This window comes from Hungatella hathewayi WAL-18680 (assembly GCF_000235505.1).
Lineage (GTDB): Bacteria > Bacillota > Clostridia > Lachnospirales > Lachnospiraceae > Hungatella_A > Hungatella_A hathewayi_A.
Map to the genome: position 1 here is coordinate 1,279,759 of NZ_JH379027.1, position 10,906 is coordinate 1,290,664.

General features: G+C 52.3%; 9 protein-coding genes. 7 read left to right on the plus strand and 2 right to left on the minus strand.

What is annotated here, in order from left to right; translation table 11 throughout:
• Positions 1-139 precede the first annotated feature (139 nt).
• Both nuoF and nuoE read right to left on the minus strand, forming a co-directional pair.
• Entirely contained in the window at positions 140-3,247 is a 3,108-nt protein-coding gene (nuoF, locus tag HMPREF9473_RS05875) for an NADH-quinone oxidoreductase subunit NuoF (protein ID WP_006779152.1), read from the minus strand.
• 3 nt (positions 3,248-3,250) lie between these two features.
• On the minus strand, positions 3,251-3,772 hold the full coding sequence (nuoE, locus tag HMPREF9473_RS05880) for an NADH-quinone oxidoreductase subunit NuoE (RefSeq protein ID WP_006779153.1): 522 nt from the start codon (positions 3,770-3,772) through the stop codon (positions 3,251-3,253).
• Positions 3,773-4,186: 414 nt separating this feature from the next.
• On the opposite strand from nuoE, the gene HMPREF9473_RS05885 reads away from it, so the two are divergent.
• The 7 genes from HMPREF9473_RS05885 to lepB all read left to right on the plus strand — a co-directional run bounded on the left by HMPREF9473_RS05885 (position 4,187) and on the right by lepB (position 10,883).
• Positions 4,187-5,026: a DegV family protein gene (locus HMPREF9473_RS05885; RefSeq protein ID WP_006779154.1), complete on the plus strand. Its 840-nt coding sequence runs from the start codon at positions 4,187-4,189 to the stop codon at positions 5,024-5,026.
• Positions 5,027-5,150: 124 nt separating this feature from the next.
• On the plus strand, positions 5,151-6,392 hold the full coding sequence (locus tag HMPREF9473_RS05890; RefSeq protein WP_006779155.1) for a CapA family protein: 1,242 nt from the start codon (positions 5,151-5,153) through the stop codon (positions 6,390-6,392).
• Positions 6,393-6,423: 31 nt separating this feature from the next.
• Positions 6,424-6,801 carry a hypothetical protein gene (locus HMPREF9473_RS05895; RefSeq protein WP_006779156.1) on the plus strand — a complete coding sequence of 126 codons (378 nt, stop codon included), beginning with the start codon at positions 6,424-6,426 and terminating at the stop codon, positions 6,799-6,801.
• A gap of 124 nt (positions 6,802-6,925) precedes the next feature.
• Positions 6,926-7,147 carry a hypothetical protein gene (locus tag HMPREF9473_RS05900; RefSeq protein ID WP_006779157.1) on the plus strand — a complete coding sequence of 74 codons (222 nt, stop codon included), beginning with the start codon at positions 6,926-6,928 and terminating at the stop codon, positions 7,145-7,147.
• 104 nt (positions 7,148-7,251) lie between these two features.
• Entirely contained in the window at positions 7,252-8,544 is a 1,293-nt protein-coding gene (locus HMPREF9473_RS05905) for a galactokinase (RefSeq protein WP_006779158.1), read from the plus strand.
• A gap of 235 nt (positions 8,545-8,779) precedes the next feature.
• A complete protein-coding gene (locus HMPREF9473_RS05910; protein ID WP_034858835.1) occupies positions 8,780-9,646 on the plus strand; it encodes a tyrosine-type recombinase/integrase in 867 nt (288 codons plus the stop codon).
• A gap of 433 nt (positions 9,647-10,079) precedes the next feature.
• On the plus strand, positions 10,080-10,883 hold the full coding sequence (gene lepB, locus HMPREF9473_RS05915; protein WP_006779160.1) for a signal peptidase I: 804 nt from the start codon (positions 10,080-10,082) through the stop codon (positions 10,881-10,883).
• Positions 10,884-10,906 lie beyond the last annotated feature (23 nt).

Consider the following 10,906-nt stretch of genomic DNA (forward strand, 5'->3'; position numbering starts at 1 on the left):
AGGAGCCGTAGGCGTGGACGTCTTTCAAGTGGCAGAGGCTGGGAATTTTGATTCCGGCCTGGGACTGCCGCTTCCATAATGGTAGTGTTTTCGGGGACCTCTACCGGTTTTCCATTGATTGTAATATGTACCATATTCCTTACCTCCTGTCACAGTGGAGACATCTGAGCGCCTCAGCCATCGCATCCAGCTTGTGGAACCCACATGCCACTTCTTTGAAATTGTCTTTCCGCTCTTCTGGAGAGAGGGTTCTTACCGGGAACCGTTTGTGGGGCTCGGTGACCTCGGAGCCTTCCACATCGGGAATCTCAATGGTCTGGCCACGGTTTAACTCGCCGCTTCCGCCCAAATACCGGTCAATGTTGGAGGCCGCCCGCTTGCCGTCGGCAATGGCGGTGATGACCACATTTCTTCCCCACGGATTGACGTCGCCGCCGGCGAAGACGCCGTCCTTGGAGGTGGCGGTGGTAAACTGGTTGATGCCCACCCGGCCCCGGTTGTCGAAGTCAATGTTGGCGGTGCGGTAGAACAGATGGTCCACATCCTGGTTGACAGCGGTGACAATGCCGTCGCATTCCAGATTGAAGTCGGAACCTTCGATATGGCGGCTCATCCGTCTGCCGTCTCTGCCGTAGTCTGCCAGCTCTCTTCTCACCAGATGGATAGCCGTCACTTTGCCGTCTTCTCCCAGGAACTCTCTCGGGGAGGCCATGGTGATAATGTTGACGCCTTCCTCTCTGGCTTCCGCAATCTCCTCGGCTCCTGCCGGCATTTCCTTCTCGGTCCGGCGGTAGACGATGGTGACTTCCTCGGAGCCCAGACGGATGGCGGTTCTCGCCACGTCCATGGCGGTGCTTCCGCCGCCGATGACTACCAGCCGTTTCGGCACGCTCATGTCACGTTTCAGGCCGATGCGTTTCAGGAAGACAAGTCCGCTCTCCACGCCCTTCAAATCCTCGCCGGGCACATCCAGCAGTCTGGATTCCTGGGTTCCGGTTGCCACGTAGATGGCGTCGGAATCGGTTCGCAGCTGCTCGAAGGAGATATCGTCTCCGATGCGGGTGTTCAGGTGTATGTTGACGCCAGCCATCTCGATGGCTTTCACCTCTTTGGCCAGAACTTCCTTAGGCAGCCGGTATTCCGGAATGCCCCAGTAGAGAACGCCGCCGGCCACAGGTTCGGAGTTGTATACGTCGACCTGATGCCCTAAGTTCGCCAGATAGTAGGCGCAGGTCAGACCGGACGGTCCGGCGCCGATGATGGATACCTTCCTGCCGGTTGCCGGCTGTGGCTGAATCCGCGGAATGGTGTAATCATCCCGGAGGGCATAGTCGCCGATAAACCGCTTCAGGGAGCAGATGGAAATGGGCTCGTCAACCTGGCTGCGGCGGCAGTGGTCCTCGCACGGATGGGTGCAGACACGGCCGCAGACGGACGGGAACGGGTTATCCTGGCGGATTAACTGGTACGCCTCGTCGATTCTGCCCGCCGACAGCAGGGAAATGTAGCCAGGCACGTGTACGTGGGCCGGACAGGCGTTGCGGCACGGGGATTCCTGAAGCTCCGCGCAGACGCCGGCCTCGCAGTGTTTGTCATAGATATGGGTCTCATACTCCCGCCGGAAATATTTTAACGTGGAGAGCACCGGGTTGGGGGCCGTCTGTCCTAAGCCGCACATGGCCGTCTGTTTGATAGTCTCCGCCAGTTCTTCGAGCAGCTCCAAATCGCCTTCTTTTCCCTTGCCCTCGGTGATGCGCTCCAGAATCTCCAGCATCCGCTTGGTGCCGTTGCGGCAGGGGAGACATTTTCCACAGGATTCATCCCGGATAAAGTCCATGAAATACCGGGCCGTATCCACCATACAGGTGTCCTCGTTCATGACTACCAGACCGCCGGAGCCCATGATGGCGCCCAGCTCAGCCAGGGACTCGTAGTCCACCTTGGTGTTTAAATGCTCACAGGTAAGACAGCCGCCGGAGGGACCGCCGGACTGGATGGCTTTGAATTTCTTGCCGTCCTTGATGCCGCCGCCGATTTTGTAAATGATATCGCCCAGCAGAATGCCCATGGGCACCTCGATAATGCCGGAGTTTTCGATATCCCCGGCCAGGGCAAACACCTTGGTTCCGGTGCTTTTCTCCGTGCCGAACTGGCGGTACCAGTCGGCTCCGTGGAGGATAATCGGCGCAATATTGGCCAGTGTCTCTACATTATTAATGATAGTCGGCTCATTAAACAGTCCGCTCTCAAAGGGGAACGGCGGTTTCTGGCGGGGCTCGCCTCTGCGTCCTTCAACGGAGGAGAGAAGAGAGGTCTCCTCACCACAGACGAAGGCGCCGGCTCCGATACGGATTTCCAAATCGAAGGAAAAACCGGTTCCCAGGATATCGCTGCCCAGGAGTCCGGCTTCCCTTGCCTGGGCGATGGCATTGGACAGACGCTCCACGGCCAGAGGATATTCGGCCCGGACATAGACGAAGCCCTTGGAGGCGCCGATGGCGTAACCGCCTATCATCATGCCCTCGATAATGCTGTGGGGGTCGCCTTCCAGAAGACTGCGGTCCATGAACGCGCCGGGGTCGCCCTCATCGGCGTTGCAGACCATGTATTTGATGCCGTTTTTGGAAATGGCTTTCATGCCGGCATCCCACTTGACGCCGGTGGGGAATCCGGCTCCGCCCCGTCCCCGGAGGCCGGAGGCTTTTATCTGCTCCACCACGTCGGCCTGGCTCATGGTGAGAAGGGCCTTGCTGATGGACTGATAGCCGTCTCTTGCGATGTACGCCTCCATGGAGGCAAATTCCATGCGCCCGCAGTTGCGCAGGGCGATGCGGACCTGGCGTTTGAAGAAGTCAATGTCGTCCAGTTTGGGAATGCGTATCTCCTTGTAGGAGTCGTAGAAGGTGTACTCCTCGCAGATTTCCCCATTTACCAGATGGCGGGCCACCATGTCGGCAGTTTTCTCCGGTGTCATGGACGTGTAGAAAATGCCGCCGGGTTCCACCAGAAGGACAGGCCCCGCGGCGCAGGTTCCCATACATCCGGTGACAATCACGTGGACGGTGTCCTCCAGGCCGTTGGCTTTCAGGGACTCCTTTAAGGCGTCCTGGACTTCCTGGCAGTGGGAGGAGATACAGCCGGCTCCTCCGCAGACCAGCACTTGGTGTTTCCAGCGTTTTTGACTGTTTATGTAGTCTTCTTTGATTTGCAGCAAATCATCAGAAGTTTTGATTCGTCCCATCTCCATAACTTACTCCTCCTCCTTCTCATAATATCTGGCCAGTATCTGCTCCAGTTTGTCGGGATTGACCTGTTTGTATACCTGGTCGTCGATGGACATGGCGGGCGCCAGTCCGCAGGCGCCGATACAGCGGGCCACCTCGAAGGTGAATTTCCGGTCGGCGGTGGTGTCACCGATTTCCACATCTAAAAGCTCTTTCAAGCGCTCCACGATTTTCTTGCCGCCCCGGACATAGCAGGCGGTACCCAGGCAGACCCGGATGGTGTGCTCGCCCCGCGGCTGGGTGGAGAAAAAGGAATAGAAGGTGACGACGCCGGACACCTCGGAAAGGGGAATGTCAAGCTCTCTTGCAATGACTTCCTGTACCTCCAGAGGCAGGTATCCGTAGATGCCCTGCGCCATATGAAGGACCTGAATCAGACTTCCCTCCCGGCCTTTGTACTCTGCCGCCAGTTCTGCAATCCGTTCCAGCAGCTCCTGCTCATTCTGCGAACATCCGCAGCAGCAGGTGGTTGTTGTCTCATGACCCATAAATGTAACCCTCCTTGTTTTTTGTTTGTGAAAATTTATACAAAGTCAAAAAAAGAACAGCCTGATACAGCTGTTCTATGTTATGAGCAGTATATAATTTTCACAGAATCGTTGTCGATGCCTTACCTGGTAATTATACATGAAACTACCTCCGGAATCTAAAAAATATTTAGACAAACTAAATAATTTTGATAATTCAATCATACCATGAGACGGGGGAGAAGTCAATATGGATTGTATTTATTTTTGTACAATGTTTGTGGAATCCCGTTATCTTTGTGTAAATGAGCGGAAACCATTGACTTTCTAAGGTATTCTGACTATAATCATATATAGTAATGAAAACTACGTATGATGGTGATTTGATGAAATCACTGCACTGGTTAGGTGCTGCGTGTTTTAAGGAGGAAAATCATGAGCTATAAGATTATTGGGGACAGCTGTCTGGATTTAACAGAAGAATTAAAGAAAGATCCGCACTTTCAGATGATACCCCTGACTCTGCAGGTGGATGACGTGCAGGTGATAGATGACGAGACATTTGACCAGAAGAAGTTTCTGGCTATGGTGAAGGCAAGTCCCAACTGTCCGAAGACGGCGTGCCCGTCGCCGGAGATGTTTAAGGAAGCCTACGAGTGTGACGCGGAGAACATTTTTGTGATTACACTGTCCAGCAATTTGAGCGGCACTTACAATAGCGCGGTGCTGGCGAAGGGGCTTTATGAGGAGGAACACGGGAAGAAGAATATCGCGGTGATTGATTCCTGGTCGGCGTCCTCCGGGGAGCTGAATATCGGGCTTATGATTCGTGATTTGTGCGAGCAGGGGATGCCGTTTGAGGAAGTGGTGGAGAAGGCCATGCAGTATACCCAGCATGAGATGAAGACGTATTTTGTGCTGGAATCTCTGGATACCCTGAGAAAGAACGGGCGGTTGTCCGGGCTTCAGGCATTTTTTGCAACGACGCTGAATATCAAGCCGGTGATGGGAGCGGACAAGGGCAACATCATCAAGCTGGACCAGGCGAGAGGGATTAACAAGGCTCTCGTGAGAATGTGCGAGCTGGCGGTGAAGGAGGCGAAGAATCCGGAGACTTTGCGGGTGATTGTGGCTCACTGCAACAATGAGGCGCGGGCGCAGCTGGTGAAGGAGGAACTGTCCAAGCGGGCTCCGTTTAAGGAGATTATCGTGACGGAGACGGCCGGGGTGGCTACGGTGTACGCCAATGACGGCGGGATTATCCTCGCTTTATAGGGATTTGACCGGATTTGGTGGTGTTTAGAGTAAAAATTTTCGTGGATATTCGGCCATTACGCAACTTAGCGGTTGTGTAATGGCCTTTTTTTGTGTACAATATGTAGTAGTATGGAGGTCGTGTATGAAGCGAAAGGACATGTGGTTGAAAGTGCTGGTTCTCTTTTTGGCCCTGGTGGTGGCGGCCCTGCTTGGCTGGGTGGCGCTGGGACTGGCCCAGGTGGAGAAGAACGGCGGTTATCAGATAATGACAGTGCCGGATTCCTATGCCCATTCGGAGGAGAGTGAGGCGGAGAAACGGCTGGTACTTCTGGAGGACGGCAGACTGGTTTCCGAGTCGGAAGCGGCGAGACTGGAGGCCGGTGTGCCGGAGACCACCGCGCCCCAGAAGAAGCCGGTGATAAAACTGGAAAATGAGAAACGGCCGGTGACGCTGTTGTTTGCCGGAGATGTGCTGTTGTCCGACCATGTGCTGAACGCCTATGACAAGGCGGGAGGCATCCAGGGAGTGCTGGACGAGGGCATCCGGAAACAGATTCGTGGCGCCGACATTTTCATGGTGAACCAGGAATTTCCGTTCAGCAGCAGGGGAGCGGCTGTGGCGGACAAGCAGTATACGTTCCGGCTGCCGCCGTCCCGGGTGAATCTCTTGAAAGAGATGGGGATTGACGTGGTGACGCTGGCCAACAACCACATTCTTGACTTTGGGACGGACCCGCTTATTGACAGCGGAACGACGCTGGATGTGGCGGGAATTGACTACGTGGGCGCCGGGGAGAACCTGGAGCGGGCGAAAAAGCTGCTGCTCCGCCGGGTGAATGGAACCACCATCGGCTATCTGGGCGCGTCCCGGGTGTATATGGATGCATCCTGGGCGGCGACGGCCGGGCGGCCGGGTGTATTTTCCACCTATGACCCGAGAGATTTGGTGGCGGAGATTGAGGCGGCGAGAGAGGTCTGCGATTATCTGGTGGTGTATGTCCACTGGGGGATTGAGCGGGACACGAAGCCCCAGGAGTACCAGCGGACGCTGGCGATGAATTATATCGACGCGGGAGCGGACCTGGTGGTGGGAAGCCATCCCCATGTGCTTCAGGGGGTGGAGTATTATAATGGAAAGCCTATTCTGTACAGTCTGGGGAATTTCGTGTTCGGAAGCAGTATTCCGTCCACGGCGCTGCTGAAGGTGGAACTGTCGGAGGAGCGCCATGGAGGCAGCACCATTTCCCTGATTCCCTGTACGTCGTCAGCGGGATATACCAGTCTGGTGACGGAGGAGGATAAGGTGAAGCAGTTTTACCAGAGGATGGAAGAGCTGTCCTTTGGTGTGAGCGTGGGGGATAATGGAGTGGTGACGCCGAAGTAAGCAGATGATAGGAGCATAGGAGGGGATTGTGATGGGAATCAATAATAATAAAAATTATCTGTCTCGCATGATAGTCTCGTTCAGTATGCTCCTTTTTGCGGCGTGCTTAACGATGAATGTGTTCTTTTGCAGCGCTTATATTCTTCGTGAAGGATTAAATGAAGGATTCAATAAGACGACTTCAATTGAGACGGAGGCTGTTACAGAGCGTATCGCTGCCGATGATGACGGGGATAGTACTGTCTATTTTGAGAAAATAAGCCCCATACTCTCGATTCCGGCTATTGTAAATGGAATCAGTCTGATACTTTTTCTTGTCACTGTTTTTCTTTTTTTCTTTGTGAACTCATTTCGATTATTGCCTGATAGATGGACATTAATTAATCAGAAGGTACGTCTGGACAATTAAATCAATTCCTTTTTAAATCAATGCTCAAATGAATACAAGTATATACCAGTGTTATAAGTCATGTTTGGAATGAAACGATGGCTTGTTTTTGGTATGCAAAGGCGATTGAATTGGAGGAATTTGAATGAAAGAAAAGATGTATAAATTATTTCTCACCTTAATGGTGAGTCTGTCTCTGGGCTCAGGTCCCCTGGCGCAAAATGAGATTCGCAAGCTGCTTGAGGCATTTTCAGGAACGGGTGATGCGCAGGTACAGGTACTTGATGAAGTAGAAAGAGAAAAAGAGTTAGAAGAGATCAGGAAGAAGAAATTTCCAAATTTTTTTCGGGATATTCATAATTCATAAAAATTTATATTGTTATGTATTTTATGTTCTGATATACTTGGGGCAATTGGATATTTTTTAACGATACATAATATCTAAAATGATAGGTAAAGGAGAATGGTGGCATGAAGGTTCAGGACACATTGCAGTTGTTGGAGGGTGATGGAGCCAAGACTCTTTTTGGCAGGCTGTATGGGGAGAACGCCGTGGCGTTGAACGTGGCGAGATACCAGGATGTAGTGAGGAAATTTGAGAAGGAATTTGGCGACAGGGAAGTGTTGTTATTTTCCTCACCGGGGCGGACGGAAATCAGCGGAAACCATACGGACCACAACCATGGGAAGGTGCTGGCGGGAAGCATTAATCTGGACTGTGTCGGAGTGGCGGCGAAGAACCAGTCGGACAAGGTGAATATCATCAGCGAGACCTTTAACCAGAGATTTACCGTGGATTTAAATTACTTAGAGCCCAGCGAGAAGAAGGCGGGGACCCTGGACCTGGTTCGGGGACTGCTGAAGGGGTTTCTGGAGTCAGGGTATGAGATTGGCGGATTTGACGCTTATATTACCAGTAATGTGATCAGCGCGGCGGGGGTCAGTTCTTCCGCGGCCTTTGAGATGCTGCTGTGCTCCATGTTAAATACCTTTTTCAATGAAGGGCGGATGGATACGGTGGCTTACGCCCATATCGGGAAGTTTGCTGAGAATAAATACTGGAACAAGGCGTCAGGACTGTTGGACCAGATGGCCTGCGCGGTGGGCGGGCTGATTACCATCGATTTCTTTGAGCCGCAGACGCCGGTGGTGGAGAAGATTGCATTTGATTTCAGCTCCCAGAACCACAGCCTGATTATCGTCAACACGGGGAAGGGGCATGCGGATTTGAGCGCGGATTACTCTTCGGTGCCTTATGAGATGAAGAAGATTGCGGAGTATTTCGGCAAGGAGTTCTGCTCGGAGATAACGGAGCAGGATGTGATAGATAACCTGGCGAAGGTGCGGGAGTATGCGGGAGACCGCTCGGTGATGAGAGCCCTTCATTTCTTTGAGGAGAATAAGAGGGTGGAGGCCGAGGTGGCGGCGTTGAAGGAAGGCCGGTTCGAGGATTTCCTGTCCAATATCACAGCGTCCGGCAACTCCTCCTGGAAATGGCTTCAGAACTGCTACACCACCAGTGATGTGCAGGAGCAGGGCATCAGCATTGCGCTGGCGCTGACGGAGCTGTTCATCGCCGACAAGCAGAGAGGCGCCTGCAGAATCCACGGCGGCGGCTTCGCCGGCGTCATCATGGCCATGCTGCCCAATGAATTGGTGGATGAGTATGTGGCGTACATAGAAAAGGCGCTGGGCGAGGGAAATGCTTACCGGATGAGTATCAGGCCTTATGGGGCGATTTGTGTGAATGAGGTTATGGGGTAAGAGGAAGGAAAGGTAAAGATAAAGGAATCTTTGGACAGCAAGGAGTAACAGGTATAAAAGGTGGGCAGAGCTATGGTGTGGAGATAGTTCTGCCCTTTTTTGTGCGGGTATCTATGGTTTTGGATGGAAAAAATTACCATGAAGGTGAAACTGGAATATGTTGAAAAAAATAGCTGGATTGTATAAGATATAGATAAGTGATAGAATACAGATGAAAAGGGGGATTTTTTTTATGATGAATGTACGCAAAAATATGGGATTCTTGACGGAGGAACTGCTGGGGCAGTATGAGCGGTACTTGAAGGAGGAGGAGAGAAGCCGTGCTACGGTGGAGAAATATCTTCGGGATGTGAGAAAATTTAGGGATTATCTGGGGGCAGAGGGGGGAACGGAGTTTGATAAAGAGATGGTGCTGGAATATAAGCAGTATCTCAAGGAGCGTTATAGAACGACAAGCGCCAACTCTATGCTGGCAGCGGTGAACAGTTTTCTGGAGTACATAGGGCGTGGGGATTGTAAGGTGAAGCTGTTTAAAATCCAGCGGGCGCAGTTCAGTGAGAAAGAGAGGGAGCTGACAGAGAAGGATTATGAGAAACTGGTGCGGGCGGCACAGAGGAAGGGAGATATCCGGATGAGCATGCTGCTGCAAACCATTGGGAGTACGGGAATCCGAATCAGTGAGCTTCAGTTTGTCACCGTGGAAGCACTGAAGACGGGCCGGGCGGATATTTATAACAAGGGGAAATCCAGGATTGCGCTGCTGCCAGTGGAATTGGTGAGAGTGTTGAAGAAGTACTGCGGGAAAATGGGAATCAGAAGCGGAAGCATTTTCATCACAAGGAACGGGAAGCTGATGGACAGAAGCAATATCAATAAGAGGATGAAGCAGCTTGGAAGAGAGGCCGGGGTGGATGCGTCGAAGGTATTTCCCCATAATTTCCGCCACCTGTTTGCAAGAATTTTTTACAGCATCGAGAAAGACGTGGTGCGGTTGATGGATTTGCTGGGGCATTCCAGTATCAGTACGACCAGGATTTACACGATGGGCACGGAGGAACAGCCAAGGAGGCAGATGTCGCGGATGCGGATGGTATTCGGTTAACTTCCGGCAAATAAAAAATACCCCATAATAGGAATTATGTGGTATCTATAACAATCGTTTGAGGGATTTCTCCTTCATGATATAGTCTATTATACCCACTTTCGTAAAAATTGCAAGGATTGAACTGGAAAAAATTGCAAAATTTCACGAAGAGTTCGCAGAAATGTGAACTGAAAGGGTACGGATCCGGTGATTGGGCTTTTCGGGCTGAAATCGCCTGTTTGCCATGCGATAATCTTTTCGGGCAGGTTCCTGCATTCAAAAACAGTATTCCAAATAAGAAAAAATCATTCGAAAATATCGAAATATTCTTCATCCCCGGCTGAAAAACAGCCGGATTGTGCTCCGATAACCAGGCGGCCGGTTGCCGAAAACCGTTCCATCACTACATAATTCCTATTATGGGGTCAATGCGAAAGAGAGGTGCCAATCCGTGGAAACGGCTGTGTTCAGAGGGAAATCCCGCAGACAGAAGCGGAAAGGGCAGGGGAAACGTGACAGAAAGATATCCCATTTCCGGACGGTGTGCTTTGGCGGTTTCGACGAAGCGCAGATTATCTGCTGTCTGTGGGATATTGTGAAAGCCCTGGAGACGGGTCGGGAAGTGGAAAAAGAACCGGACACCGGACGGGCCACAGATACAGGGCAAAGCCGTGATGCAAAGAGGGAGCAGACCTCCGGCCTGGAAAAACAGCTGCGCAGGCAGATACGGGTGGAGATGCGGCGGTACTTTGTGCGAAAGAAGCGCAGAAATGTGAGACTGCTGCTGGGCACGGCGCTGTGCGTGCTGTGTGCCGTTGGTCTCTTTGGCTTCCTCATAGGAATCGACCGGGTGTCCGGCAATTCCATGTATCCATATCTGAATCACGGGGACTGGATTGTGTACAGCCGGACAGGCGGTAGCTTTCAGCGGGATGAAGTTGTGGTATTTGAAAAAAACGGGGAAAACCTGGTGAAACGAATCGCCGGACTTCCCGGTGATACGGTGGAAATCAGTCCGTCCGGCGGCCGCGTGGTGGTAAATGGAATTCAGATTCGGGAAAACTATGTGACATTGACGGACCAGACGGAAAAAGAGGACAGGATGGGGGCGCCGCAGACAGTGCTGGATGGGCAGTATCTGGTGCTGGGGGATAACCGGAGCGTGTCCATAGACAGCCGTGACAGCGGCATGGGTACGGTGCCAGCCGCCAGCATACTCGGCAGGGTCGTCCTGATAGTCAGAACAAAGAATTGAGATGAGAGATAAAGCGTGGGAGG

What these genes read in the sequence shown, in the direction of transcription:
- nuoF (WP_006779152.1), bottom strand. Translation starts at nt 3,247, where the DNA reads ATGGAGATGGGACGAATCAAAACTTCTGATGATTTGCTGCAAATCAAA.
- nuoE (WP_006779153.1), bottom strand. Translation starts at nt 3,772, where the DNA reads ATGGGTCATGAGACAACAACCACCTGCTGCTGCGGATGTTCGCAGAAT.
- HMPREF9473_RS05885 (WP_006779154.1), top strand. Translation starts at nt 4,187, where the DNA reads ATGAGCTATAAGATTATTGGGGACAGCTGTCTGGATTTAACAGAAGAA.
- HMPREF9473_RS05890 (WP_006779155.1), top strand. Translation starts at nt 5,151, where the DNA reads ATGAAGCGAAAGGACATGTGGTTGAAAGTGCTGGTTCTCTTTTTGGCC.
- HMPREF9473_RS05895 (WP_006779156.1), top strand. Translation starts at nt 6,424, where the DNA reads ATGGGAATCAATAATAATAAAAATTATCTGTCTCGCATGATAGTCTCG.
- HMPREF9473_RS05900 (WP_006779157.1), top strand. Translation starts at nt 6,926, where the DNA reads ATGAAAGAAAAGATGTATAAATTATTTCTCACCTTAATGGTGAGTCTG.
- HMPREF9473_RS05905 (WP_006779158.1), top strand. Translation starts at nt 7,252, where the DNA reads ATGAAGGTTCAGGACACATTGCAGTTGTTGGAGGGTGATGGAGCCAAG.
- HMPREF9473_RS05910 (WP_034858835.1), top strand. Translation starts at nt 8,780, where the DNA reads ATGAATGTACGCAAAAATATGGGATTCTTGACGGAGGAACTGCTGGGG.